At 46.0% G+C, this 24,890-nt stretch carries 27 protein-coding genes and 1 pseudogene; 8 read left to right on the top strand and 20 right to left on the bottom strand.

Annotated elements, in window-relative coordinates; all coding sequences use genetic code 11:
- Nucleotides 1–114: 114 nt before the first annotated feature.
- The 20 genes from cobT to AAC854_RS15215 are packed head-to-tail and all read right to left on the bottom strand — an operon-like array spanning nucleotide 115 to nucleotide 17,159.
- A complete protein-coding gene (cobT, locus tag AAC854_RS15310) occupies nucleotides 115–1,197 on the bottom strand; it encodes a nicotinate-nucleotide--dimethylbenzimidazole phosphoribosyltransferase (RefSeq protein WP_340617865.1) in 1,083 nt (360 codons plus the stop codon).
- A 50-nt stretch (nucleotides 1,198–1,247) separates the two neighbouring features.
- The gene (gene cobS, locus AAC854_RS15305) at nucleotides 1,248–2,006 is read right to left on the bottom strand and encodes an adenosylcobinamide-GDP ribazoletransferase (RefSeq protein WP_340617864.1); all 759 of its coding nucleotides are present in this window, start codon (nucleotides 2,004–2,006) and stop codon (nucleotides 1,248–1,250) included.
- On the bottom strand, nucleotides 2,003–2,548 hold the full coding sequence (gene cobU, locus AAC854_RS15300; RefSeq protein WP_340617863.1) for a bifunctional adenosylcobinamide kinase/adenosylcobinamide-phosphate guanylyltransferase: 546 nt from the start codon (nucleotides 2,546–2,548) through the stop codon (nucleotides 2,003–2,005). Before cobU ends, cobS begins: the two co-directional genes overlap by 4 nt.
- Entirely contained in the window at nucleotides 2,545–4,167 is a 1,623-nt protein-coding gene (locus AAC854_RS15295; protein WP_340617862.1) for a cobyric acid synthase, read from the bottom strand. The genes cobU and AAC854_RS15295 overlap by 4 nt, the downstream gene beginning before the upstream one ends.
- Before the next feature lie 17 nt (nucleotides 4,168–4,184).
- Nucleotides 4,185–4,985, bottom strand: coding sequence for an ATP-binding cassette domain-containing protein (locus AAC854_RS15290; RefSeq protein ID WP_340617861.1), 801 nt, complete (start codon nucleotides 4,983–4,985; stop codon nucleotides 4,185–4,187).
- 45 nt (nucleotides 4,986–5,030) lie between these two features.
- Nucleotides 5,031–5,708, bottom strand: coding sequence for an energy-coupling factor ABC transporter transmembrane protein (locus AAC854_RS15285; protein WP_340617860.1), 678 nt, complete (start codon nucleotides 5,706–5,708; stop codon nucleotides 5,031–5,033).
- Nucleotides 5,705–5,992 (bottom strand): energy-coupling factor ABC transporter substrate-binding protein, encoded by a 288-nt coding sequence (locus tag AAC854_RS15280; RefSeq protein WP_099113867.1) that lies wholly within the window; start codon nucleotides 5,990–5,992, stop codon nucleotides 5,705–5,707. Before AAC854_RS15280 ends, AAC854_RS15285 begins: the two co-directional genes overlap by 4 nt.
- Nucleotides 5,993–6,004: 12 nt before the next feature.
- A complete protein-coding gene (cbiM, locus tag AAC854_RS15275) occupies nucleotides 6,005–6,748 on the bottom strand; it encodes a cobalt ECF transporter S component CbiM (RefSeq protein ID WP_340617859.1) in 744 nt (247 codons plus the stop codon).
- Nucleotides 6,749–6,751: 3 nt separating this feature from the next.
- Nucleotides 6,752–7,540, bottom strand: coding sequence for a cobalt-factor II C(20)-methyltransferase (locus AAC854_RS15270; RefSeq protein WP_340617858.1), 789 nt, complete (start codon nucleotides 7,538–7,540; stop codon nucleotides 6,752–6,754).
- Nucleotides 7,540–8,328, bottom strand: a complete 789-nt coding sequence (cbiK, locus tag AAC854_RS15265) for a sirohydrochlorin cobaltochelatase (protein WP_340617857.1) — start codon at nucleotides 8,326–8,328, stop codon at nucleotides 7,540–7,542. The genes AAC854_RS15270 and cbiK overlap by 1 nt, the downstream gene beginning before the upstream one ends.
- Nucleotides 8,329–8,339: 11 nt before the next feature.
- Nucleotides 8,340–9,152, bottom strand: coding sequence for a cobalt-precorrin-6A reductase (locus AAC854_RS15260; RefSeq protein ID WP_340617856.1), 813 nt, complete (start codon nucleotides 9,150–9,152; stop codon nucleotides 8,340–8,342).
- Nucleotides 9,149–9,874 carry a precorrin-3B C(17)-methyltransferase gene (locus AAC854_RS15255; RefSeq protein ID WP_340617855.1) on the bottom strand — a complete coding sequence of 242 codons (726 nt, stop codon included), beginning with the start codon at nucleotides 9,872–9,874 and terminating at the stop codon, nucleotides 9,149–9,151. The genes AAC854_RS15260 and AAC854_RS15255 overlap by 4 nt, the downstream gene beginning before the upstream one ends.
- Nucleotides 9,868–10,968, bottom strand: coding sequence for a cobalt-precorrin 5A hydrolase (gene cbiG / locus AAC854_RS15250; RefSeq protein ID WP_340617854.1), 1,101 nt, complete (start codon nucleotides 10,966–10,968; stop codon nucleotides 9,868–9,870). Before cbiG ends, AAC854_RS15255 begins: the two co-directional genes overlap by 7 nt.
- Nucleotides 10,949–11,752: a cobalt-precorrin-4 methyltransferase gene (locus AAC854_RS15245; protein WP_340617853.1), complete on the bottom strand. Its 804-nt coding sequence runs from the start codon at nucleotides 11,750–11,752 to the stop codon at nucleotides 10,949–10,951. Before AAC854_RS15245 ends, cbiG begins: the two co-directional genes overlap by 20 nt.
- Nucleotides 11,745–12,344, bottom strand: a complete 600-nt coding sequence (locus AAC854_RS15240) for a decarboxylating cobalt-precorrin-6B (C(15))-methyltransferase (protein ID WP_340617852.1) — start codon at nucleotides 12,342–12,344, stop codon at nucleotides 11,745–11,747. The genes AAC854_RS15245 and AAC854_RS15240 overlap by 8 nt, the downstream gene beginning before the upstream one ends.
- Nucleotides 12,334–12,975 (bottom strand): cobalt-precorrin-7 (C(5))-methyltransferase, encoded by a 642-nt coding sequence (locus AAC854_RS15235; protein ID WP_340617851.1) that lies wholly within the window; start codon nucleotides 12,973–12,975, stop codon nucleotides 12,334–12,336. Before AAC854_RS15235 ends, AAC854_RS15240 begins: the two co-directional genes overlap by 11 nt.
- On the bottom strand, nucleotides 12,972–14,165 hold the full coding sequence (cbiD, locus tag AAC854_RS15230) for a cobalt-precorrin-5B (C(1))-methyltransferase CbiD (protein ID WP_340617850.1): 1,194 nt from the start codon (nucleotides 14,163–14,165) through the stop codon (nucleotides 12,972–12,974). The genes AAC854_RS15235 and cbiD overlap by 4 nt, the downstream gene beginning before the upstream one ends.
- A complete protein-coding gene (locus AAC854_RS15225) occupies nucleotides 14,158–14,799 on the bottom strand; it encodes a cobalt-precorrin-8 methylmutase (protein ID WP_340617849.1) in 642 nt (213 codons plus the stop codon). The genes cbiD and AAC854_RS15225 overlap by 8 nt, the downstream gene beginning before the upstream one ends.
- Nucleotides 14,800–14,811: 12 nt before the next feature.
- Nucleotides 14,812–15,771, bottom strand: coding sequence for an adenosylcobinamide-phosphate synthase CbiB (gene cbiB / locus AAC854_RS15220; protein WP_340617848.1), 960 nt, complete (start codon nucleotides 15,769–15,771; stop codon nucleotides 14,812–14,814).
- Nucleotides 15,768–17,159, bottom strand: coding sequence for a cobyrinic acid a,c-diamide synthase CobB (locus AAC854_RS15215; RefSeq protein ID WP_340617847.1), 1,392 nt, complete (start codon nucleotides 17,157–17,159; stop codon nucleotides 15,768–15,770). Before AAC854_RS15215 ends, cbiB begins: the two co-directional genes overlap by 4 nt.
- 863 nt (nucleotides 17,160–18,022) lie before the next feature.
- On the opposite strand from AAC854_RS15215, the gene cobA reads away from it, so the two are divergent.
- The 8 genes and pseudogenes from cobA to AAC854_RS15175 all read left to right on the top strand — a co-directional run.
- Entirely contained in the window at nucleotides 18,023–18,826 is an 804-nt protein-coding gene (gene cobA, locus AAC854_RS15210) for a uroporphyrinogen-III C-methyltransferase (protein WP_340617846.1), read from the top strand.
- A complete protein-coding gene (gene cobD / locus AAC854_RS15205; RefSeq protein WP_340617845.1) occupies nucleotides 18,823–19,893 on the top strand; it encodes a threonine-phosphate decarboxylase CobD in 1,071 nt (356 codons plus the stop codon). The genes cobA and cobD overlap by 4 nt, the downstream gene beginning before the upstream one ends.
- On the top strand, nucleotides 19,886–20,746 hold the full coding sequence (locus AAC854_RS15200; RefSeq protein ID WP_340617844.1) for a GHMP family kinase ATP-binding protein: 861 nt from the start codon (nucleotides 19,886–19,888) through the stop codon (nucleotides 20,744–20,746). Before cobD ends, AAC854_RS15200 begins: the two co-directional genes overlap by 8 nt.
- A gap of 76 nt (nucleotides 20,747–20,822) precedes the next feature.
- Nucleotides 20,823–21,176, top strand: coding sequence for a tRNA-binding protein (locus AAC854_RS15195; protein ID WP_340617843.1), 354 nt, complete (start codon nucleotides 20,823–20,825; stop codon nucleotides 21,174–21,176).
- Nucleotides 21,177–21,202: 26 nt separating this feature from the next.
- Nucleotides 21,203–21,604: a VOC family protein gene (locus AAC854_RS15190; RefSeq protein ID WP_340617842.1), complete on the top strand. Its 402-nt coding sequence runs from the start codon at nucleotides 21,203–21,205 to the stop codon at nucleotides 21,602–21,604.
- Nucleotides 21,605–22,120: 516 nt separating this feature from the next.
- Entirely contained in the window at nucleotides 22,121–22,543 is a 423-nt protein-coding gene (locus tag AAC854_RS15185) for a JHE-like toxin PirA (RefSeq protein ID WP_340617841.1), read from the top strand.
- 65 nt (nucleotides 22,544–22,608) lie between these two features.
- Nucleotides 22,609–23,886, top strand: a complete 1,278-nt coding sequence (locus AAC854_RS15180; RefSeq protein ID WP_340617840.1) for an insecticidal delta-endotoxin Cry8Ea1 family protein — start codon at nucleotides 22,609–22,611, stop codon at nucleotides 23,884–23,886.
- Nucleotides 23,887–24,289: 403 nt separating this feature from the next.
- Nucleotides 24,290–24,781 (top strand): annotated as a pseudogene (locus AAC854_RS15175) (PfkB family carbohydrate kinase); the annotation flags it as partial.
- Between the last annotated feature and the right edge of the window lie 109 nt (nucleotides 24,782–24,890).

The following is a 24,890-nucleotide window of genomic DNA, read 5'->3' as shown; positions in this document are numbered from 1 at the left end:
TCTTGCTGTGACATAGCCTTTTGTTCCTTTATTTCTCTATTTTTGACGACTTAAAGTTATAAAGGAGCGGCTATGTCATTTCAACTCATCATAAAAGTCGAGCATCGCGTTGATTTATATTTCCAGAGGTCGCGTCATGCGCGACCTTTCTGGCATCGGCAAATTGATCCCGCTACTTGCCAATTTACCCATATGACAATACATCGCGCAGGCAGCATCAATCAAGGACATGGCAATAGCCGCCCCGCTACCCTCACCAAGACGCAAATCTAAATGCAGATAAGGTTGCAGATTCAAATGATATAGTGCCAGTGCTGAGCCTTTTTCTGCCGACATATGGGAAGGAATACAATAATCCCGCGCGATGGGTGAGATCTGACACGCTGCCAGCGCTGACGCATAAGATAAAAAACCATCGAGTACAACAGGCACACCGGAAGCCGCGGCTCCCAGAATCACGCCCGTCATGCCAACAAGATCAAATCCCCCGACTTTTGCCAACACATCAAGGGCGTTTCTGCTATCCGGCCGATTGACAGCAATGGCTTGCCGTACAATGGATTGCTTGTGCACCAACTGCTCAGGGGGAAAATTCGCCCCCAACCCGACCACATCACAGGGATCACTCTCTGTCAGGACACAGGTAACCGCTGCCGCCGAAGTCGTATTGGCAATGCCCAGCTCCCCTATGCCAAACACCGTTATCCCTGCTGCAATACGCTGTTGCACCAGTTGTGCACTTGCCAACAATAGCATTTCAGCCTGCCCGTAATCCATCGCCGAACCCTGCGCAATATTACCGCTCCCCCGCGCAACTTTCAGAGACAACAAATGTTCAATCGGTTCACAGTCAATGCCAATATCCACGGGCAAAACCTGCGTTCCGCTGTTTTTCGCCAATACACAAACACCTGTTAATCCCTCCAACATATTGCGTGCCTGTATGGCAGTGACATTTTTAGGCGAAACAGCCACACCTTCATCATATACACCGTGATCAGCGCACATCACAATGATCTCTTTTTGCAGATCCCGCAGATCACGAATGCCTGACATGCCGGACAATTGTATCGCCAGCGTTTCCAGCCGCCCTAAGCTACCCAACGGCTTGACCAAACTGTCAATGTGCTGTGCCGCTTTTTCCATATTCACCCGAGTTAAGGGGCGAATTGCACTAATCAGAGATTGAAGAGTCATCTTTATCCTTCCGCCCAATGAATGATGCCCCCGCAGGTGGGCAACCTTATTTATTGCCAAATCATCGCCAATAAGAAAATAACTTCCCCTGCTTCAATTGCAGCACCCAACGTATCACCGGTTTGCCCGCCAAGGTGATAATTAAAATACAAAGCAAGCCCATAAATCACGAACAGGGTTATCATCATTGCCGTTAAGCCCTGCCAGTTCCCCAGCACCATGACCAACACTGCCCCTCCTAACAAAGTCAACGCAGCAGAGTAAGAGGTAATCCGGCCAATATAACTACTTCCCATCCCTTCACCTTCACGGGCATAACGTTGCTCATACATTAAAAGTACTACCGCTGTGCGCCCGACAATCGGTGCACATGTCAATATCGCGAGCAGGTCAAAAAAGGAGTAATAAGAGATTTCTGAAACAGTTAATGTTTTAATCAATATGCAGAAAATTAACCCGATGCCGCCATAAGTCCCAAGCCGGCTATCACGCATGATCTCCAACATTTTTTCTCGCTGGCGGGCGGAGAAGATCCCATCACAGGTATCCGCCAATCCATCTAAATGTAGCCCGCCCGTTAGCAGAGCCAATACCAGTACATAACTAATCGCACCAATATACATTCCTCCGCCAGACTGGCTGATAGAGAGCGATACCAAACCAGCCAAGCCACCGACAATCAGGCCGACTAATGGAAAATAGGGAACACCACGCCAATATTGCTCGAAATGAACCCCCGCCCCCCATCTTTCAGGAACAGGAAGCCGTGTTAAAAACTGTAATGTGGCCCAAAAAAGGCTCAGTTTCATTTAATCTTTACCTCAATGCCTGAAACCAAAAACCAGACTTCTTTAGCCGCCCGTGCTAGCTTTTGGTTGACACGTCCAGCGATATCGACAAAATGGCGCGCCAATCTGTTTTCAGGAGTGATCCCCATTCCTAATTCATTGGTCACCAAACAGACTGGCGTAGGACACCACACACTGGCATCAATCAGGTCATCAATCTGATGATGGATAGACACCTCCAATGATGCAAAATCCAGTTCATCAGGTGATTTTCCACCCGATAAATCAAATAATAAGTTAGCAATTAATGTCGTGACACATTCAAGTATAACGCCCTCCTGAGGTTGGCGGTGCTGGCGGATAACGGAACCTAAGTTTTGATGGCCTTCCCAAGTCCGCCAATGTGCCGGTCGTTCCTGTTTATGTCGCTCAATACGGGCCGCCATTTCGGCATCTGTCACCTGAGCTGTGGCAATATACAATACCTGTTCACATTGTTCAGTAATCAGGCGTTCAGCATGGCTGCTTTTTCCACTGCGCGCCCCCCCTGTCACCAAAATCATGGCGTGACTCCATCACATACTACGTTTCTTTCTCTCAACAATTCGTGCTCACGCATTAGCTGGTAAATTCGCCCGATATCCAGATGTTCGCGCATGCTGGCAGCCAATATGTTGAATTGTTTTTCTTTATGTTGGCAGTAACTGAAAGCCATATTTTCCAATGGAGCGTAACCCTTACGTATACGAAGCTGATTTAATAACGACCGGGTGAAAGCATTCTGGTCAAACAGGCCATGCAGATAACTTCCCATCACCAAGCCATCCTGAGTAACAGCGCCATCAAACCAGGTTTTTTCCTCACCATTGTGTAAATACATTTTGGCGAAAGGCGTTGCCTGCTTACCAAGCCGGGTCACTCCCATATGAATTTCATAACCCGTAACCGGCTGTTCGCTGCATAAATTCAGCATCCCCGATAATGCCGGCATCACAACGCCCGTCACTTGTGCCGTCTGCTTTTCGTGAGAGAACTGTGTTTCAGTATCCAATAATCCCAAGCCTGCCATTTGGGTTAAGCCGGATTCCACTTCATCCACAATCTGCTTACCCAACATTTGGTAGCCGCCACAGATCCCAATAATCGGCACTTGTTTCTGGTGAGCGTTTTTTGGGTGAACTTTTTTTTGGTGAAGATTGATAATGGCCTGATCAAGCCCTTGGATTTTTAGCCATGCCAAATCACCTAAGGTATTTTTACTGCCGGGAAGAATAATAAGATCAGCCCCCTGAAGCGCAGCAGGCTCAGAGACATAACGCAGATGCACATCCGGCTGAGCCGCCAACGCGTTGAAATCCGTAAAATTGGCAATATGAGGATATTGAATCACCGCGATATCGAGATAATCTCCTGCTTCTTTCTCCGACTGATCATATTTCCCCAACTGCTCATGTTTCCTCAACTGCAAAGCAACACTGTCTTCATCTTCCAGATCCAGGTCCAGCCACGGTAAAACACCCAAGATCGGGACTTGCGTCAAGGCTTCGATCTGATCAATACCCGATTTTAATAACGCCGGATCACCACGAAACTTATTGATAATCACGCCCTTGACCCGTTCTTTTTCCTCTGGCTTGAGCAAAGCCAGCGTGCCGTAAATCGATGCAAATACCCCACCCCGATCGATATCGGCCACCAGAATCACAGGCGTATCCACTAATTCAGCCATGCCCATATTAACGATATCGCGATCACGCAGATTGATTTCTGCCGGACTGCCCGCGCCTTCTAACACCATAATGTCCGTTTCTGCCGCCAGGCCGTTATATGCCTCCAGAATTTGCTGGAGCAGTTGGGGTTTATGTTCGTGATATTCCACCGCATTCATGCTGCACATGACTTTTCCCATGAAAACCACTTGCGCTTTACGATCGCTGGTGGGTTTCAGCAACACAGGGTTCATGCGGACATCCGGTGCAATACCTGCTGCTTCTGCCTGAAATATCTGTGCTCGCCCCATCTCTTTGCCATCGGCAGTAATGCCAGAATTCAGTGCCATATTCTGTGATTTGAAAGGAGTACAGCGATAGCCATCTTGCGAGAATATTCGACAAAATCCCGCCACCAGCACACTTTTTCCTACATCAGACGCCGTTCCCTGAATCATCAGCGATAATGTCATTGTCTGTCCTCCCTTATTTAATTGGCTTCACGCAAAATCGCAAAAAGTTCCTGCTCACTCTTACACAAAGGTAAGCCGGTTTCACAATGAAGTTTCACTAACCACGGCTGTGTTAAGCCTGCCTGTTCAAGTTGTGTTTTTTCCCGTAGTACAATCTCCGGGTTACCGGCACTGATCATTTCACCATCCGCCAGTACATACACACCATCACAGACCTGATAGATCAAATCGATATCATGGCTGGAAATGATGATCCGTTTCCCTTTATCGGCAATCATGCCGATGATTTCCAACATTTGTTTGCGACCTGCGGGATCAAGCCCTGCGGTGGGTTCATCCAATAGCAAATAATCAAACTCCATCACCAATGCCCCCGCAATGGCGACACGCTTTTTCTGTCCGAAGCTCAAGTATTGAATGGGTTTGTTACGGAAAGTATGGGCATCCACCAAAGTCAGCGCCTGTTCGATCCTGCGCCGGATTTCTGTTTCATCAACCCCCAGATTACGTAAACTGAAAGCCAGATCACTTTCTATATCGGTATAAAAAATCTGCTGATCGGGGTCTTGAAATACGGTAACAACATGCTGTCGCAACGCCATCAGGCCTTTTTTACTGTAATCCAATGGCGCATTATTCCACCAGACCGCCCCTTGTTGCGGACGCAAAATTCCGGAAAGGTTCATCAGTAACGTCGATTTACCACAACCATTCGCTCCGATAATCCCGGTAACTTGATGACGGCTGAAATCAAGGGTCAAATCTTTCAAGATAGGTTCATCCTGATAACCGAAATACAGTGCCCGTGTTTCTAACATATTGTCCGCCTCTTCTGTTTTTCCTATCCACACTCAACCGGCATCTCATAAATGAAAATCGCCCTGATACAACTTGAGTTCCAATGCGACACTCATTTGCTGATAACGGCTTATCACCCGCGAAAACAACATGCTGATCAGCATTGCCAGCGAACGGTAACTGGTTTTCAGGGATGTATAACCAAACCGTAATGACTGTGCATGATGGATTGCCACCGCTTCTTCCAAAAAGATAAAGATAAAACGCCACGTCAGCAGAATTTGCTCGATCAACAAGTGAGGAACACGACAAAACCTGAGCAGTTTGATCATCTGTTCAAATGGCATGTTCATCATGAACCAGAACGTTGCCGATAGCGCCGCCAGACTGCGCCAGAGAGCCTGATTAGCCATCACCAATCCTTGTGGGTCAAGGCCGAACCAATATCGTCCGGCCTGAAATCCCCACAGCAGGCTGTCCGGCTGTGGGCTTGCTGACAATACGATGGCAATCAGGCCAAGCCCCAAAAAACCCACAGGGAGCAACAACCATTTCAGGTAACGCAGTAAGCTAATTCGCAACAGATAGCAGCTAAACATGGCAAGCCCGACAACCAACGCAGCCTGCCATACCGGAGAAAGCACCATTGCCGCAGCCATGAATAAGAGGTACAGGGCGAATTTCGCCCTGGGATCTTTATCACGCCAACGGCTCTGGTAGCTGAGTTTATCGATTCCGATCATGATCTTTTCGACTCATGATCTTTTCGGGTACGGCGATAATAACCAAGAATGTAGAAAATTACGGCAGTGCCCAGACATCCCTGTAACGTGAACAACAGGCTTTCTATTTCTCCACTGGCTGGTTTATATAAGGATTCAAACCACGGAGTATAATCCGGAGCAATTTCCATGATTTGTGCTTCTGCCTGACCATCTGCCCCACCAAATTCCCCACCGTGGTCAATGAAAAATGGAATGATGCACAATGCCGCAACGAGGGAGAGTAATATCAATGTCTTTTTCATCTTCAACACTCCTTAAGCACTACGGGCCTGAATTAATTGTCTTTTAACGAGCTGGTCGTAAATCAATACCGTCAGTAATCCTTCAGCCACCGCGATAGGTAGTTGGGTTATGCAGAAAATACCCATAAATTTGAGGGTGGCGGCAGCCATACCCAGTTGCGGATCGGGGAAAGCAACACCCAACTGAACGGAAGTCACGGTATAAGTCACAATATCGGCCACAAAGGCACACAAGAAGACACTGACATCTTTGCGCATTCCCATTTTGCAGGAAAACCGCCATACCAGATAACCCACCAATGGGCCGATCACGGCCATCGACATCCCATTGGCCCCTAACGTCGTGATACCACCATGTGCGAGCAATAATGCCTGAAACAACAGGACAATCGCGCCAAGTACCGCTACAACGGAGGGACCAAACAAAATCACGGCTAAGGCAACCCCTGTCGGATGGGAGCAACTGCCGGTGACAGAAGGAATCTTCAATGCCGAAAGAACGAAAATAAATGCCCCGCACAGTGCCAACAAAACCTTCTGATTACTGTCTTCCTGCACAATTTGGCGTAACCGGACTAATCCTGCCGCCAAACAAGGCAAAAAAGCCAGCCACCATGCCAATGCCCACATCGGTGGCAAAAATCCCTCCATCACATGCATAGCAAAGGCTTCTTGTGGCGCCAACGTCAAAGATAATGCCAGAAACAGTGCGATAACCGCACCAGATAACGAAAACTTCGTTAGTTGCTGTTGCATAATTCACCTCGATAATTGCCAGTTTTTATTAATCAAAATCGTTGAGAAATATGATAAAGCCTGTTCACGGTCTGCTGCGTCGGGGGAGACATCAGGAGGCTGTGTCGCAAGATCACGCCAGCACTGTTCCGTCGGTAATGTGGCATCTGCCATCATCAACGCATGTTCCAGTAAGTTGTGCCGACGCAGCAGTTCATGTATCAGCGCGAAACGCGAATAGACTTTCATCAGGACAATACAATCATGGTTAAGTAACGCCTGTTCCAGAACGGTTTCAGGCGCCATACAGGAGATAACGGCCAGTGTCTGATTTTCCATCGCCAATGGCATGACACCCGCCGCCGCAATGGCCGAGAATGAAGTAATCCCCGGCACAATTTCCAGCCAAGGCGGATTTTTCATCTGTTCCGCAGCTATTTGTTCCAAGGAAATCATTCGTTCTAAAAGGAATACCCACGTGCTGAACAGCATGGGATCGCCCAAGGTGATAAAACCCACTTTCCTGCCGCTGGCAACCTCCTCTTTTAAGGCTTGCGCCACTTCATTCCATACTGCTTCTTTTGCTGACCTCTCGCCTTTCATTAAAAAATGGTAAGTGCATACTTGAGTCGTGGGTGAGAGGTATTCTTCGATAATGGAATGAGCGAGGCTTTGAGTGCCTTTTTTACCCGTCGGGGTATAAATAACATCAAGTTCAGAGAGAATACGCGCCGCCCGCACGGTAATCAGATCGCTGGCTCCCGGCCCGACGCCCATGACATACAGTTTTCCGGCCTTGATTTTTCCACTCATCAGACTTTCTCCTCATCATTGAGGGCACAGGTAAGATGATCCACAAACATCTGCCGAACCATTGGGTTTTCACCCAATCCCTGCAACCAAGGGACGGCGATAATCCCCACTTTTTCCAACTGAGATTTCCAGGAACCTTCTTCATTTGAAGCCATATCATTGATGGCATGATCCCCTGCCACCAGCATCAGCGGCATCAGGTAAACTTTGCAGATCCCCTGTTCTTTTAACCCCTTAATGATCAAGGGAAGTTCAGGGTAGCTTTCTATTGCGCCGACGCGTGCCGGAAAGTGGTAATGGTTCATCAGATGATCCAGACAGGCATAAGCAGAAAAAGCATGATGCGTTGCGCCGTGCCCCATAAAAACGACACATTCATTACCCGCCAATCGCGGAAGCTGGTGGCTCAATGCCTGCATCAATTGCACATAATCGTCAAAACGGGTGAGCAGCGGAGTACCCAGTACTATCCGTTTAAAGCGGGGACGGAATTTTTCTACCTCATAAAGTACCTTTTCATACTCATCACCATTAATGATATGCAGGCATTGAACCGCGATATCGTTATAGCCTGCATGGTGTAATCTGGTCAGCGCATCATGGGGCGTATCAATATGAATGCCGTCACGCTGGCACAATTTGCGGATGATCATGCCGGAAGTAAAAGCCCGAAATAATTCCCTGTCCGGGAAAACTGACGCCAGTTGCTGCTCACAGGCTTCGATATTGTTTTTTAGCGTTTCCGGATAACTGGTTCCAAAACTTATCACCAATAATGCTTTCTTCATTTTGCTCTCCCTTATTGGTTACCTATCTTGTTGGTTACCTGCCTTGAAAAATCCGCCAAAAACTGCGCCATCTCTTCCATCCCATGAGCCTGCTTTATGTCTTCTCCTGCAAATGAGTGATCCGGACGGCAAATCACGATGCAGGGCAAACCAAGGGAAAGGCACGGTTCAATTTTTTCTTTGAAACCGCCCTGTTCGCCGGATTCTTTGGTAATCACAACTTCCGCCTGACAAAATTGGTAAAATGCCCGGTTAAAATCAGCACTGAACGGGCCTTTCAGGGCAAAAATCTGATCCACAGACAAACCACAGGATTCGCACATCGCCAGAACTTCCGTTGTCGGCAACACACGGGCCAGCACCGTTTTTCCTTTCAGGCGGGTCACATAATCGACTAATTGTTTACTGCCCGTGGTCAGCAAGATCCGTGAACCTAAACTGGCCGCCACTTCACACGCCTGTTCAACGTTTGCCACTTTATAAATAAGAGGATGTTTAATAGCGTCAATATCGCTGGGGCGAATATAACGAATGAGAGGAAGTCCCAGCGTTTGACAGGCATTCACAATGTTGTGGCTCAACTGTTCGGCATAAGGATGGGAAGCATCGATCACCATTCTCGTACCCCGCTTTCGCAGATATTCGGCCATGCCTTCAGATTCCATCCGGCCAATGACAATTTCCCCCCGGATCCCCATTGCCTGTTGTGCTCCCGTTGGCGTAGCCACTGACAGGCCATAATCTATGCCGGCAGTGTCCATCATTACGCAAATCTGGCGGGCATCACTCGTACCGCCAAAAATGTGAATCAGCGGCGGTTTCATAGTTTGTACCCTCTGGGAGTGATCATCAGCCCATCGCGTATGTAAGTTGACTGATTACCCACAATCACCAGACTGCGCATGTCCACGCGGGAAAAATCCATAGCACCAAACGTCGTCAGCCATTTTTCCTCATGCTTGCGTTCCGCCGCTTTTACCACACCGACGGGCGTCTCAGCCGATTTCCACGGGGCCATCAAAGCAAATGCCCGTGCCAAATGTGCTTCCCGTCCCCGGCTGCGTGGGTTGTAGAAACAGACGACAAAATCCGCTTCTGCCGCAGCCTGTACCCGTTTTTCAATCACCTCCCACGGTGTGAGCAGATCACTCAGGCTGATATGACAAAAATCATTCATCAATGGCGCGCCAAGCAAGGCTGCACAGGCCGTACTCGCGGTAACGCCTGCAACCAGCCGAACTTCTACGTTGCGTTTTTGCTGACTGACCAATTCCAGAATCAACCCCGCCATGCCATAAATACCCGCATCACCGCTACAAACCACCGCCACATTTTTGCCCTGTTCTGCCAGTTCGATTGCTGTCTGGCAGCGTTCAATCTCTTTGCACATGCCGGTTTTGATGATCTCTTTATCGCCCACCAGCGGTTTCACCAAATGGGTATAGGTTTTGTAACCCACCACGATGTCAGCAGCCTTCAATGCAGCAACCGCTTCCTGCGTCATCATGGCTTCACTGCCCGGGCCAATTCCAATAACGGTTAACATGGATGCCGTACTCCTAATGTAATGGTGACCCCCTGCTCACGCAGGGTATGGCCAACCAGATGCCCCTGACTCATCAGCCAGGCCACAGGTTGGGAGACACTGCCTGTGCCCACAGTTTTGCGAACAAATTCAGAGGCCGGAAATGCCTGTTCCTGTTCACATTGGGCGAGTTGATTAACAGAGAAGATCTGAAACGGAATCTGGCGCTCTTCTGCCAATTGGATTAACGCGGGTTCGGTTTGTTTTAGTTCCACACTGCCGATGGCTTTTAATGCCAGAGGATCAAGATCATGTCCTGCCAGATGATATTCCAGCAACTGTGTTATCCGGCTGGCTTCAACGCCACGCCGGCAGCCGATTCCCGCAACAATGCGGCGGGGAACCAATTTGAATGCTGGGATTAGCAACTCCAGTTTTGCACTGCCATAGCTGACATAGACCAACGCATCTAACTTAGATAGCCGATTTAAATCGGTAACAGGAATAAACCCGCGCGTATCGTAGCGGCCTTGTTCGCTGTTTAAGGCAGGATGCCACCAAATCCCCACACGCTTACCATTGACCAGCATTTGATTAATGGTTTTAACGTTGGCACGGAAATTTTCCATCTTTCCGTCAACCTGTTGAGCCAATACATCCAGCGCGGCGATTTGGTTAACATCCGTCGCAGTAGTGATCACCGCCTGACCATCAAGAATATCCGCCACCTGCCGGGCCAAATCATTGGCACCGCCCATATGCCCTGACAATAAACTGATAGCAAATTGCCCTTTTTCATCCAAGACCACCACGGCCGGATCAGTCATCTTGTCCTTGAGCAGAGGGGCGATAACCCGAATGGCAATCCCCGTTGCCCCAATCATGATCAAAGCGCCATATTGAATGAACGCCTTGCGTACCGTATTGGCAAAAGTGCCGTCAAATGCCGTGAATCCTGTTTCCTCCCATTCAGGAGAAGTAAAACAGTCCATGGCCAAATGGGATTGCAAACGACGGGCCAGCGCCATACCGCCTGCGGTCAGACAAAACAGGGCAATGGCGTTTTGAGATATGACGTTTTCAGGAATAGCCTGATTAAGCGTGACGGTATTCATGGCTGAACCCCGCGTCATATAATTTCGAGTAATGGTACTCTTCCCCAAGAAAAGCACCGACCAAGATTAACGCCGTCTTACGAATGCCAGCGCTGCGTACCTGATCTGCAATCGTGATCAAAGTGCCACGCACAATCTGACAATCCGGCCAGGTCGCTTTATAAACCACGGCAACCGGCGTCTCTTGTACATAACCGCCCCGAATCAAACGAGCCACAACCCCTTTAATGTCCTGTACCGAGAGGAAAATCGCCATTGAAGTCTGGTGAGCGGCAAAAGCCTCCAGCGTCTCCCGTGGCGGCATGGGGGTCCGGCCTTCTATGCGGGTGATAATCAAACTTTGCGCGACTTCGGGAACGGTATACTCCACGCCAAGTTGTGCGGCGGCTCCGAGAAATGAACTCACTCCCGGCACAGAGACAAATCCAATCCCCCGGGTTGCCAGCTCTTCAGCCTGTTCCCGGATAGAACCAAACAGCGATAAGTCTCCGGTTTGCAGACGAACCACCAATTTGCCCGCTTGTACGCCATTCACCATCAAGGCCGTGATTTCCGGTAATGTCAGCACCGCGCTATCATGGCATTCAGCATCTTCACGGCAATATTCCAGCAGTTCACGGTTAATCAGCGAACCGGCATAAATGACAACCTGAGCCTGTTGCAACAATTGGTAGCCTTTCAGGGTTATCAAGCTTTTGTCCCCTGGCCCTGCCCCGACAAACCAGACTTTTTCAGTATCAAAATCGGCTTTATCCATATCAGTTTTATCAATAGGTTCAGACATGATCCGGCTCCTTTTGCCAATTCGCCTCTTGTGCCGAATCTTTCTGGCAGGAGATCAAATAAGTAGGATTATTGGGCTTGAAATAGTGCCCTTGCCCCAATGCAGTCAATTCCCCCACCTGAATTTCACGACCATCAAGTGATGTCACCTGACAGGCTTGCAGGTGCAACAATGCCTGCGTGAAATTTTCCAGCAGGATAAAGGTCATCACCAAACGTCCACCTTGATTCAGGTGTGCCAACGCCCAATCGATCATTTCAATCAAATTCCCACCCGTTCCGCCAATAAAAATGGCATCTGCGCTGTCTTCCAATGGCACAGGGGCATCACCTGACTGAACACGGACCGTGTGACAGCCAAAATGCCGGACATTCTCAGTAATCAACGCCAACGCTTCTTCCTTGCGTTCAATAGCCAAAATATCCAGCGTGGGATAACGCAATGCTGCTTCAATACTGACACTGCCTGTACCGGCACCGACATCGATAAAACGTCTGGCTTTTTTCAGTTCCAGCCGTTCTAATGCCAATGCCCTAATCGCTTCTTTGGTCATGGGGATGCGATGACCGCGCAAAAACAGTTCATCTTTCATTCAGGATCACCACCACATTCAAGCCATAATTAATGTCGCCACGTTGTGCGACCTGTTCCGCGTTTAAACAAACAATCTGTTCATTTTCCTGTGACAGATTTTCACCAATCACCATGCAGCGCTGCTGCCCGCGTGCCAGAATTTCTTGCGCGATCTGATAAGGACCAGTCACCTCATCCGTCACCATCGCAATTTTTTCGTGCCGGAGCAGCCAGTCAAAATCCGGTTTTCGTCCGTGGCTGCTGGTGAGATAAATGTCATTCATGTCCAGCAACATACGGGCGCACAAATATTGAACCGAACTGATACCAGAAATGATGCGGACGTTTTGCTCACCCATTTGTCCACCCGTATGTAACCCAACAAAATGTTCGGTGATCCGCTTGCCAATGCCATAAAAGAGGGGATCACCCGAAGCCAGTACCACAATGTGCCGATGCTGGTTCTGTTCAAGCCAGCGCATCAATCCGTCCATATCGGCATTCAAACGGCGGGTTTCACCGCTGAAAGAGGGGAATTCGGCAAGGTGACGCTTGCCGCCGACCAGCACTTCCGCCTGTTTGATTGCCTCCAATGCAGCCAATGTCTGGTTTGCCGCCGCGCCAGGGCCAATGCCGACAACAGTGATCATCGCAAGCCCTCCACAAAATCTTCGACGATTTCACTCACAGGCCGATTGCAGCCCAATATCTGGTTATCAAAAGAGAAAAGAATGGCATCACACTGTGGCTTGTTGCTGGCGAAACGCAGCATCTGCCCGATACGTCCGCAGATTTTTTGGGCAATTTGGGAAAAAACGTCCTGCCAACCCTGTTCGGCAATCAACTCAATGGCGGCCTCGGTGGTATCACATTGATCCACTGCCTGAATCAGTTCGAAAGGTGCTCCCATCAAGGCCAGATGGGCAATCAGCGTCTCCATGCGACCATCAGCAATGTGGCTGTGGGTGTGGAAAATACCGGCGGCGATTTTCACCAACTTGCCAACATGCCCCACCAGCACCACATGGCGAAATTCCAAACGTACCGCTTCTTGCAGCATATAACCGACAAAATTACTCATCGTGACAACACAATTAGCATCAATGCCCAATTGCTGGCTGACAAAACGCTCACCATGATTTCCCGGCACAAAAATAATGCGATCCAGACCATTGGCGCGTTTGGCTTCCAGTTCAAGCGCCAGCGAACGCTTCCAGCTCTCTTCGGACATCGGTGTCACAATGCCCGTCGTGCCGATGATCGAAATCCCGCCCTTGATCCCCAACCTATCGTTATATGTTTTCTTCGCCCGCTCTTCGCCTTCTGGGGCGAAAATCACAATATCCGCCCCACGATGCGGGCCAATCACCTCCCGAACCGCTTCTTCAATGGTATGCCGTGGCGTTTTATTAATGGCCGCCCAACCAATGGGCAAACCAACTCCTACGCGCGTTACCCGCCCAACACCTTCACCACCCTCCAGCGTAATCACGCCGCTGTCATTCAGCGCAACACGGGCAAAAATCAACATGCCATGAGTCGCATCCACATCATCACCACCATCTTTACGGATAGCGGCAATCGCCTGCTGACCTTCGATCAAAGGTTGCTCGACATTCAAAGCCAAGGTGACACCAGAAGGTGTGACAATCGAAACCTGATGGATAACCTGCTGACGCAGGATCATTAACGCCGCCACCCGGGCAGCGGCTGTGGCACAAGATCCTGTGGTGTAACCTTTGCGATACTGTTTTCCCCTATGCCAAACTGTTCCGGGGCTATTTATTGCAAATCCATCCACGCCAAAACCTTCTGTCCGGCTATCACGGATTTCATCCATGCTTCACCTCCGGCATCCGATAAAGGATGGCATTAATAATGGCAGCGGCAATGTTGCTTCCCCCCTTGCGCCCTTTTGCCGCTATGCAGCTCAGTCCACTGTTAATCAGGGCATTTTTGGATTCTTCCGCACCAACAAAACCAACGGGTACACCGACCACGGCAATCAGTGCTGACTGATGTTCCATCAGGCGAAATAGCGCGGTCGGTGCATTGCCAAAGACAAAAATCTTCTCCCCTGACTCTTGCATGGCAAGATCAACTGCCGCCATTGAACGCGTGATTTGCCGGGCTTTTGCTATTTGAATGACGCTGGGATCGCTGACATAACAACGGCACTCACAGCCATACTGAGCCAGACGCGTTTTGTTGATCCCTGACAGGGCCATTGTGGTATCGGTATATAACGTACAGCCGCGTGAAATACCGCCACGAATCAGCGACAAAACATCAGGGGAAAAATGGAGGATATCGAGCCAATCAAAATCGGCGGTGGTGTGAATAACCCGTTTGATCACCGCTTCCTGATCCGCATCCGCAAAGCAATAACCAGGACGCAATTCATCAATAAGGCGAGTGATTATCTCGAAACTATTCTGTTCAATCTGTTGGGGCTGTTGAATATAATCGTTCATGCTACTCCCTCCTTATACCATCACACTGAACAGGCTATGCAGCAGCGCAAATAACAGGAGTGCCATCACTGATGCAACTATCATCATCTGTACAGACTGCGGGATATCGTCAGGTGTGACTTCGCGCTTTGCATCACCAATCCACGGTTTTTCTACGCGCTGGTTAAAATAAACATTCGGCCCGCCAAGACGGATACCCAATGCCCCTGCGACGGTGGCTTCCGGCCAGCCGCTATTGGAGCTACTGTGTTGATAACGATCGCGCCAGCCGATACGCAGTGCCTGCCGGAAATCCAACCCTTGCCATTTCGCAGCCAATGCCAGTAAAAGCCAGCCCAAACGGGCGGGCAGCCAATTCGCCACATCGTCCATACGTGCCGAAAACATCCCCAGCGCACGGTAACGGGGCGTTTTATAACCCACCATTGAATCAAGGGTGTTAATCGCTTTATAAGCCATAGCAAGCGGAGCGCCGCCGAGCATTAAAAAGAACAACGGCGCAATGACGCCATCCACGCTGTTTTCTGCTACGGTTTCAATGGCTGCACGGCTGATTTGTGGCGCTTGCAGTTGAGATGTTTCCCGCCCGACGATGTTGGCGAGCTGTTCACGACCGGCAGCCAGATCCCCCCGTTGCAACGCCTGATAAACCGCCTTCGCCGCATCGCTCAGACCACGCCCCGCCAACACGGTATAAATCATCCAAATCTCAGCCAGACACCCCAGCCAAAACCCTACACCATAAGCCAGTTGCAATGCCCAATAACTCACCAGCCAGACACTCCCCACAACCACCAGCCATAACAGCACACCGCCCCATTTCAAACCGGTTTCGGTTCGGCTCATCCGGCGAATAAACCGCTCAGCCTGATTGATAAGTTGCCCCATCCAACGCACGGGATGGGGCCAGTGAGGAGGATCACCCACTTTCATATCCAGAATAAAAGCGGCAAACCACAATAAGAGTGTCATAACCGCCTCCGTGCCAACATCAGCCAGCGATGAAGCAAACCGGGGCACTGGGCAAAATGGATATGTATATATCCCGCTAACGTATTGCCACTCTGATATCCCCCCAACCAGCTTTTTTGTATTCCTTCCTGTCGTAAACCATCACGCCATTTAACGCACTGAAAAACAGGAGGTTGAGTAGTGACAAAATCCGAGTAATGAAACTCATGCCCGCGCAGCGTCTCCCCTTTTGCGATTAGGGGCGTATCGTACATTGCAGTCGCTTCACAGTAGCCAAAACGTTGCAGGCTATCTCTCATCTGGCTTTCACCCGCAATCAACCCCACCATGTTATGCCGCACGCCGTCCACATCGGTCAGGGCTTCGCCGAGATACATCAAGCCACCGCATTCCGCATAAATGGGGATACCTTTTTGATGCGCCTGCCGTAATGCGGCATACATGGCATGGTTGGCAGCCAGTGCCTGTGCGTAAATTTCAGGGTATCCCCCGCCCAGATAAATCATCTGGCACTCAGGCAATTGATGATCATGCAAAGGGCTAAAACGCGTGATGGTGACGCCTGCTTTTTCCAGTAACCACAGGTTATCGGGGTAATAAAAATGAAATGCTTCATCTTCTGCCAGAGCCAGCGTCAGACCTTGCCCCATCGCCGGATCAACAAGGGAATCGATATTTCCTTCCGGTAAAGCGGATAATTGAGTTAACGCCAGCAACTGCGACAAATCCACTGAGGCCTCGATTTGCCCGGCCAGATGTGACCAGCATTCATCATATTGGCTGTCCTGCCCTTGCGCAGAGATCAACCCAAGATGGCGGGAAGGAAGTGTAATATCCGACATAACAGGGATGCGCCCCAAGACGGGAATACCGCAATAACGCTCAATCGCCTGTTTCAACAACTGAAAATGGCTCTCGCGATTTACACGATTGATCAGCACACCCGCAATATTGACAGCAGGATCAAATTGCTGAAAACCCATGACCGTGGCAGCAATAGAGGTGGAAACCGCTTTACCATCCACTAATAAAATCACCGGACATCCAAGCTGTTTTGCCATCGCAGAGCTACTGCAATAGTCAGGATCAGTGCCATAACCATCATATAGCCCCATCACCCCTTCAATAACTGCAACATCTTTATCGAGCATCGCTTGGTTAAACAGGCTATTCAGTATGGGAACAGGCAACATAAACGCATCAAGGTTACGGGAAACGATACCCGTTACAGCATGATGCCAACCGCCATCCAGATAATCAGGCCCGATTTTGAACGGCTGTATCCGCAGTTGACGATTCATTAATGCCCGCATGATGCCCAGCGCGACTGTCGTTTTGCCACATCCGCTGCCAGTACCGGCAATAACAAAAGCATATTTTTGTTGCATCTGCTTTCCTCAAAACAGTTATCCCAAAACTCTAGCCCCTGAACATTTACCTATAACCACTTACCTATAACCACTTATCCAAAAGTATTTTCCTGAAAGCCTAAAAACTATATATTTATGTTTAAACTCATGTTCATTCTGAATAATTTATTCTCATTCATTGATATATATCAAACAAAAGACATTTCATTCTCAATAGTGATAATTAATTCCTTCCAATCAGGCGATATCAGCCCAATGCCTTTATATCAATAGAGAAAAATCCAGGGTTAACATTATTATTACAATTTCATTCTTGGTTAAAATAAATAATGGCGACAGATCAATTTTCAAAATACACAGTTTTTATTTTTAAAAAAACATCCTTTATTACTTTTGTGATCTTGTTCATAATCATTGCGACATGAAAAGTATTTTTATTCAGAAAGAAATAAAAATTAACACAAAAAAACAATTTAACATCACACAAGAAGCACTATAACAAACTGAATTTATTTAACTTTTCAAACAAAAGACCAAGACAACAAAAATGGAGGTCATTAATATAATAATCTTACTTTAAGATAGAAAAACATTTTCACCAGATAACAAAATTCATCCTGAAAATAATTCATATTTAAAATGGCGAATATTGACATAAATCAATTCCATCTTATTCGCATTAACGTAATAATTATCGACAAATCAGATTGGATGTGAGCAGGCTTATAACAACAGAAAACATCATTTTAAACGAAGTGAAATAAAACCAAGAATAATAAATCCGTTTTTATGAAAAATAACCTCTCATATAATATTCGATACAATGATATATATTGGTGACTTTTTAGTTCTTTATATTTTAGCTTTCTGGAGATAATTCAATGAATAAAGGCAATGTGTGGTTAGTTGGTGCAGGCCCCGGTGATGCTGGCTTAATAACGCTCAAAGGACTGCATTGTATTCAATCTGCTGATGTTATTGTTCATGATCGTCTCGTCAATCCTGAGCTGATTGCACAAGTGCCAGAACATTGTGAAATCATCAACGTAGGGAAAGAGCATGATTACCATCCCATTCCACAAGAAGAAATTAACCAGATTCTGGTGAAGTATGCTCTGGCGGGAAAGCAGGTTGTTCGCCTGAAAGGGGGTGATCCCTATGTCTTTGGTCGTGGAGGGGAAGAAGCCGAAGTCTTGGCGCAGCATGGCATCCAATTTGAAATTGTTCCGGGCATCAGTTCCTCAATTGGCGGGCTTGCCTATGCAGGCATTCCCGTTACTCACCGCGATTACGCATCCGGTTTCCATGTCATAACCGGCCACACGGCTCAGGGCAACGAACAACAAAACTGGAAAGTACTCGCACAATTGGAAGGTACGTTGATTATTCTGATGGGAATGACGCGTCTGGCGGACATCTGCCAACAATTAATATTACATGGCAAATCGCCTGCAACGCCTGCGGCAGTGATTATGTATGCCAGTCACCCCAAACAAGATAGAGCCATAGGCACACTGAAAACTCTGGCGGCAAAAGTGGAAGAAAAAAATTTACATGCACCAGCCCTGATTGTGGTCGGTGAGGTGGTTAATTTGAGTACAATGCTCTCGTTTACCCCGGCGTCCCTCACATTCAGTGAAATCTCTTCCAAGCTGGAAAACGTCACTGATGGAGCAATGCCATGAGTGAACATGGCGGCAATGTGATAGAAATTGCTCAGCAATTTGGTCTACCGGCCAATGAATTGATTGATTTTAGCGCTAATATCAATCCGCTGGGCGCCCCCGAACGGGTTAAGGAGCTGATTAAAAATCACCTTGCTTGTATTGAAAAATACCCTGATGCGGAATATCGCCATTTGCATCAGGCCATCGCAAAGGCCCATCAATGCGCTTATGCTTCGGTGATAGCGGGTAATGGTGCAACAGAGCTGATCTACGCCGTTATTCGTTACCTCAACCCTAAACGCGCCCTGCTTCTGATTCCCGGGTTTGCGGAATATCGGCGTGCCTTGCAGCAAATCGGGGCAGAGATCATCGACTATCCATTAACAGAAAGCGCTGGGTTTCAACCTGATCTACGCCTGTTGGATACGCTATCCAATACCCATCCTGATTGTGTTTTCATAACTACCCCCAATAATCCTACCGGATTAATGCCTGACAGCCAGTTTATGCAATCTCTGGTGGAATATTGTGAAAAACATAAGATTGCCCTGATCGTTGATGAAGCTTTCATTGATTTTTTGCCTGATAACCGGGGATTAATTCCTCAGGTTGCAGTAGCTCAACATCTTTATATATTGCGTTCGCTGACAAAATTTTTTGCTATTCCTGGATTACGGTTAGGTTATTTAATTAGTGGGGATATAACGGGGATCGCAGAAATGAAAAAGCGACGTGAACCGTGGTCGATCAACGCTCTTGCCGCTCTGGTGGGTGAGATTCTGTTTGATGAACATGCTTATATAACAGCCACACATCAATGGCTGAAATCACAACAACATTATTTATGGACACACCTTTCAGCCTTTCCTGAACTGACTGTCTGGCCGCCATCCGCTAATTTCCTGTTCTTCCGCTGTAATAAACCTAACCTTCATTTATGGCATGCCTTGCTTAAACAAAGGATACTCATCCGCCATTGCCAGAATTATGTGGGATTAGACGATCGTTATTATCGCGTAGCCATACGCAGCGAATGGGAAAATCAACGCCTGATCGCCACCATGCAGCAGGTTTTACGTGGCTGAAGCTTACTGCCCCGCATCCTGTGGAGAACTTCTGCAAGGGTGGTTATTGGGAGGAGAAAAGCTAATTTCCTGCCCAATCAATTGGTTCAGTTATGTCTCCGTCAGTGAAGGCACTCCCATCGCGCATGAACGTCCACGTATGCGACAAATGGTCAATTTACTGCTGAATTACTGGCAAGAATCCCCCGGACTGACTTCCAGCCTGCGCATTGAATATCAATCGACAATCCCGATTGCCAAAGGCATGGCCAGCAGCACAGCAGACATCGCCGCAACAGCACAAGCCACCGCCCGATTATTGGGGAAGTCACTTAACGGCACGGAACTCGCGCAACTGTGCGTTAAACTGGAACCTACCGATAGCACAATATTCAAGCAATTAACCCTGTTCGATCATATTACTGCCCAGACTCAACTTCCCTTTAACTGGCAACCCGATGTCGATATTTTGCTGCTGGAAAACCAGCAAACCATTTTAACGGAAGAGTACCATCAACAAGATCATCGCCGACAGTTGCAGGATACCGCTTCATTACTCCAACAGGCATGGCAACAATTCCGCATTGCAAATCAGCAACACGATAATTACCGTCTTGGTGAAGCCTGTACATTAAGCGCCCTCGCCAGACAATCAATGTTACCTAAACCCTGTTTTGAACAATTACGGCATTTAATCGAGCGCACGGGTATTTACGGGCTGAACGTCGCCCACAGCGGCAGTGTAATTGGCCTATTATTCAATTTACATCATCATGATGCTGATTACCTATGCTGGTGGCTGCATCAAAAAAAGGTGACTGATCATTACCCTGAAATCCATCTCGTCAAAATTATTGCGGGTGGTGTTCGATAGTAATGACTTTATCCTAGTTATCCTTTTACATTTCCCTTATGCTAAATAATATAATTTAAACAATGAATTAAACCCTATGGAACATGTAAATCCCGAACCTGCGACGATTGATGCCTTTATGTCACTCGATATCCGCGTAGGTAAAATTATCAAAGCAGAAAAAAACGAAAAAGCCATCAAACCTGCCTATAAACTTTGTATCGATTTTGGTAGTGATATTGGTGAAAAGCAAAGCTCAGCACAAATATGTCAAAACTACACAGAAGAACAATTAATTGGCAAACAAATACTGGCCGTGGTGAACTTTCCGCCAAGGCGCGTAGCAGGATTTAAATCCGAAGTTTTGGTTTTAGCAGCCGTTTGTGGCGATCAGGGAACTGTCCTGATCCAACCAGAAAGAGGCGTGAACTTAGGCACACGGATGCTGTAATTTTTATCAGTAACTATAGGAAGACCATGAGAACACAAAAAAGATGTATGGGTTACGTTGCCATCGTTGTCGATGATTACGACAGAGCTATTGACTATTACACCAATAAATTGGGATTTACGCTGGTAGAAGATACTCCACAACCGGGTAAAAGATGGGTGGTTGTTACACCAAATCCTGAAAGCGATTGTAATTTATTGCTGGCAAGAGCCTCTAACGAAAGACAAGAAACGTTTATTGGTAATCAATGCGGTGGCAGAGTATTTCTATTTCTGCAAACTGACGATTTTTGGCGCGATTATCATAAAATGAAAGAAAATGGCGTCCACTTTTGTGAAGAACCTCGTCAGGAAGAGTATGGCACAGTTGTCGTTTTTGAGGATATTTATGGCAATCGCTGGGATTTGTATCAAAATGTGGTTAAATAAAAAATAATTACGTTGTACCAGTACATTCTAAATTAGCCCAATTTATTTTGGGCTAATTATATTTTATATTAATGACCAAATAAACCCACCCCACCAAACCTATTGTTTCAATAAGTGATTTTATTTTTGAATCCAACTATCATTTTATATATTTCATATTGCCTTCCAAGATGCTTAGAATACCCCGCAATAAATCCAAACCCAATTCACCCAGCAATTAAACAGTTCTTTAAGTGTAAGGAAATGCCTTTTATCAATATAAATTATTATATGATGAAATGACAACAAATAGCCAAGAGTGTAAAACTGAAAATATAAACCATTCAAATATTAACAACCGGAATGAAACTTTATATTTAACAACCTATACCCAATGGATTTCAAGTTGCGTCGCGGCGGCAAGGGAACGAATCCCCGGGAGCATAGATAACTATGTGACTGGGGTGAGTGAGTACAGCCAACAAAGAGGCAACTTGAAAGACGAAGGGTATATAAACTTAAACAGGATATTATTTTATGATCACAATTAACATAAATGGCAGTAGTAGCATTACAATTATAAATAATTCTCAAACTACTCCAGAAACAAAAATTGATAATCAAAATACACCCGAATCAGAACTTCATATCATCAGTAATTATAGTGATATGACAATCGAGCCACATTCTTCTGTTCAGGCAACAAGAACAGACACACCTATTATTCCTGAAACACGCCCTAATTACTATGTAGCTAATTCCGGCCCTGCTCCAGAAGTTAGAGCTGTTTTTTATTGGTCCCATTCCTTCACATCACAATGGTTCGAACATTCATCTATCACGGTAAAAGCCGGTGAAGACGGAATATTACAATCACCCAGCAACTCCTTATATTACAGTAAGGTTGTAATTTATAACGATACAGATAAACGCGCCTTTGTTACCGGATATAATAAATAACGATATAAAAAAGTTATTTATCACCAATAAAACTCAAATGACGGCACTAAGGTAAAAACAAAATTATGAACACCACACCTATTATTATACCTGAAAATAAAACACTACCCTTATCAAATGAAATATTAATGATAGATACTTATACAGTTTCTACACCTGATTATGAATGGGATATGTCATCAATAATAAAAGATGCTATTATTGGTGGAATAGGGTTTATTCCCGGCGCTGGCCCTGCAATGTCTTTTCTATTAGGGTTATTTTGGCCTCAACAAAAAGATAACACCTGGGAACAAATTCTCCAGAAAGTCGAGCAGATGATAGAAGATTCCGCCCTAAAAACCATTCAGGGTATACTTAATGGAGATATACAAGAAATCAAAGGAAAAATGGAACATGTGGAATACATGTTAGAAACTTCGCCCGGTAGTCAGGAAAGCCATGACGCATATATGTTTCTGGCCAGATATCTGGTTAGTGTAGAGGAAAAGTTTAAGTCTTTTGATAATAAAATAAACTATCAAATTCTTCCAATGTACTCTAACACTCTTATGTTACAGGCTCCTTATTGGAAAATGGGAATAGAGAAGAAAGGCGAAATTGGTTTAACAGATATAGAGGTCAATGAATTAAATCAACTGATCAACAAATTAGTTGTCAATGCGAATAACTATATTCATACAATGTATACTGACCAATACAATGATGCTATAAACACCTCAACAGCAGGAAGTGTGACTAATAATTTATTCTCTGTAAGAGGATATTGTTTATTACACGGTTTAGAATGCCTTGAGCTCATTAAGCATATACAAAACGATAGCCTTGAAAGTGGTTTTTATCCCCAGACTATCAGTTATTCAACCGTATTTGATCGTCCTACAAACAAGACGAGAATTCAGGCTCTTACAGAAGACGATAAAACGCTGGAACCACTCAAGCCCTCTTTAATCAATGGAAAGTATAATAAAATAAAATCATTGACTGGATATGTACAAAGGATCGGCAATGCACCTAGAGTAGGAGGTATTACAGTTGTATTTGACAACAACGCATCTCATACACTTGGTACAGTGACATCAGAAACAAGATCAATTGAACTCAATGGTAGTGTTATAACCAGCCTGGAAGTATGGGGAAATGGTGCGGTTGATGAGGCGTTATTTAGGCTGAGTGATGGACGCCAATTTAGTTTCGGCCAGCGCTATGCCAAAAAATATAGAAAATTCGCTGTTGATGGTCACTATATTGCCGGGCTTTATCTGGCCAGTGATGAACCTTCGCTTGCTGGTCAAACCGCAGGGATTGTCGTTTCATACCATATGTTAACTGATAAAAAATAATATTATATATATCTAATAAATTTCAAATTACAGAACAACTGTAAAAAGTAAATATCCAGTCACATAGCTGATTATGTGGCTGGAGTATGTTCTTGTAATCAAAGATGACTCATAAAAAACCAAACATTTGTTTGCTACTCTCCCGCAACAACGCAACAACTTGTTTTAAAAGGAATTAATATAGACAAAAATATAGTTTACTGACTTGATGTATTTATCTATCTAATTTTCCCTTATTTTTCAGCATAATATTCAAGACACAGATCACGTTTTTCTGCAAAACACATGCTTTATAAAACTTACGATCACATTCTCATAATTGGAACTAAACATAAAAATAGCCTTTACTATCAGTCACACATGAAATAAAACATCAATACAAAAAAACAACTAGGGAAATAATATGTCAAAAAGGGAAAGCCAGATATTGCAACTTCTAAAACGTGATCCTTTCATTCAGCAGCAAGAACTTGCTGATATCCTTGGAATTAGCCGATCATGTGTTGCAGGACATATTATGAATCTCAGTAAAAAAGGTTACATCAAAGGCAAAGGTTATATTTTATCCAATGACGTTTATACTGTCACAATTGGCGCAGCCAATATGGATCTAACAAGTTATACCTATGCCAAATTGATTTATGAAGATTCCAACCCAGGGAAAATTATTTCGACACCAGGCGGTGTTGGAAGAAACATTGCACAAAATATTGCATTATTAAAAAATGAAAGTTACCTAATATCTGTTGTTGGTAATGATTTACATGGGAACATACTGTTTGAACAAACAAAATCATCAGGTGTTAATGTTAAATACCTCTATAAATTAGATGGAGAAAAAACATCAATCTGTAATTCACTTATTGACGAAAATGGTAAGTGTGTCATAGCTGTTATATAACTTTTCAAAATGGTAGGAGTGTCAAAGAAACTCAGTCCAAATTTTGCGAGTTTTGATTTTCCAGAAACAAAAAGGCAAAAAAGAGGACTGAGTTATGCTTATC

The organism is Xenorhabdus entomophaga, from assembly GCF_037996725.1.
Classification (GTDB): Bacteria; Pseudomonadota; Gammaproteobacteria; order Enterobacterales; family Enterobacteriaceae; genus Xenorhabdus; species Xenorhabdus khoisanae.
This window is presented reverse-complemented; position numbering and strand designations above follow the sequence as displayed.

Bases quoted from the DNA above. Each gene is read 5' to 3' on its own strand.
- cobT (WP_340617865.1), bottom strand. From the start codon at position 1,197: ATGACTCTTCAATCTCTGATTAGTGCAATTCGCCCCTTAACTCGGGTG.
- cobS (WP_340617864.1), bottom strand. From the start codon at position 2,006: ATGAAACTGAGCCTTTTTTGGGCCACATTACAGTTTTTAACACGGCTT.
- cobU (WP_340617863.1), bottom strand. From the start codon at position 2,548: ATGATTTTGGTGACAGGGGGGGCGCGCAGTGGAAAAAGCAGCCATGCT.
- AAC854_RS15295 (WP_340617862.1), bottom strand. From the start codon at position 4,167: ATGACATTATCGCTGATGATTCAGGGAACGGCGTCTGATGTAGGAAAA.
- AAC854_RS15290 (WP_340617861.1), bottom strand. From the start codon at position 4,985: ATGTTAGAAACACGGGCACTGTATTTCGGTTATCAGGATGAACCTATC.
- AAC854_RS15285 (WP_340617860.1), bottom strand. From the start codon at position 5,708: ATGATCGGAATCGATAAACTCAGCTACCAGAGCCGTTGGCGTGATAAA.
- AAC854_RS15280 (WP_099113867.1), bottom strand. From the start codon at position 5,992: ATGAAAAAGACATTGATATTACTCTCCCTCGTTGCGGCATTGTGCATC.
- cbiM (WP_340617859.1), bottom strand. From the start codon at position 6,748: ATGCAACAGCAACTAACGAAGTTTTCGTTATCTGGTGCGGTTATCGCA.
- AAC854_RS15270 (WP_340617858.1), bottom strand. From the start codon at position 7,540: ATGAGTGGAAAAATCAAGGCCGGAAAACTGTATGTCATGGGCGTCGGG.
- cbiK (WP_340617857.1), bottom strand. From the start codon at position 8,328: ATGAAGAAAGCATTATTGGTGATAAGTTTTGGAACCAGTTATCCGGAA.
- AAC854_RS15260 (WP_340617856.1), bottom strand. From the start codon at position 9,152: ATGAAACCGCCGCTGATTCACATTTTTGGCGGTACGAGTGATGCCCGC.
- AAC854_RS15255 (WP_340617855.1), bottom strand. From the start codon at position 9,874: ATGTTAACCGTTATTGGAATTGGCCCGGGCAGTGAAGCCATGATGACG.
- cbiG (WP_340617854.1), bottom strand. From the start codon at position 10,968: ATGAATACCGTCACGCTTAATCAGGCTATTCCTGAAAACGTCATATCT.
- AAC854_RS15245 (WP_340617853.1), bottom strand. From the start codon at position 11,752: ATGTCTGAACCTATTGATAAAACTGATATGGATAAAGCCGATTTTGAT.
- AAC854_RS15240 (WP_340617852.1), bottom strand. From the start codon at position 12,344: ATGAAAGATGAACTGTTTTTGCGCGGTCATCGCATCCCCATGACCAAA.
- AAC854_RS15235 (WP_340617851.1), bottom strand. From the start codon at position 12,975: ATGATCACTGTTGTCGGCATTGGCCCTGGCGCGGCGGCAAACCAGACA.
- cbiD (WP_340617850.1), bottom strand. From the start codon at position 14,165: ATGGATGAAATCCGTGATAGCCGGACAGAAGGTTTTGGCGTGGATGGA.
- AAC854_RS15225 (WP_340617849.1), bottom strand. From the start codon at position 14,799: ATGAACGATTATATTCAACAGCCCCAACAGATTGAACAGAATAGTTTC.
- cbiB (WP_340617848.1), bottom strand. From the start codon at position 15,771: ATGACACTCTTATTGTGGTTTGCCGCTTTTATTCTGGATATGAAAGTG.
- AAC854_RS15215 (WP_340617847.1), bottom strand. From the start codon at position 17,159: ATGCAACAAAAATATGCTTTTGTTATTGCCGGTACTGGCAGCGGATGT.
- cobA (WP_340617846.1), top strand. From the start codon at position 18,023: ATGAATAAAGGCAATGTGTGGTTAGTTGGTGCAGGCCCCGGTGATGCT.
- cobD (WP_340617845.1), top strand. From the start codon at position 18,823: ATGAGTGAACATGGCGGCAATGTGATAGAAATTGCTCAGCAATTTGGT.
- AAC854_RS15195 (WP_340617843.1), top strand. From the start codon at position 20,823: ATGGAACATGTAAATCCCGAACCTGCGACGATTGATGCCTTTATGTCA.
- AAC854_RS15190 (WP_340617842.1), top strand. From the start codon at position 21,203: ATGAGAACACAAAAAAGATGTATGGGTTACGTTGCCATCGTTGTCGAT.
- AAC854_RS15185 (WP_340617841.1), top strand. From the start codon at position 22,121: ATGATCACAATTAACATAAATGGCAGTAGTAGCATTACAATTATAAAT.
- AAC854_RS15180 (WP_340617840.1), top strand. From the start codon at position 22,609: ATGAACACCACACCTATTATTATACCTGAAAATAAAACACTACCCTTA.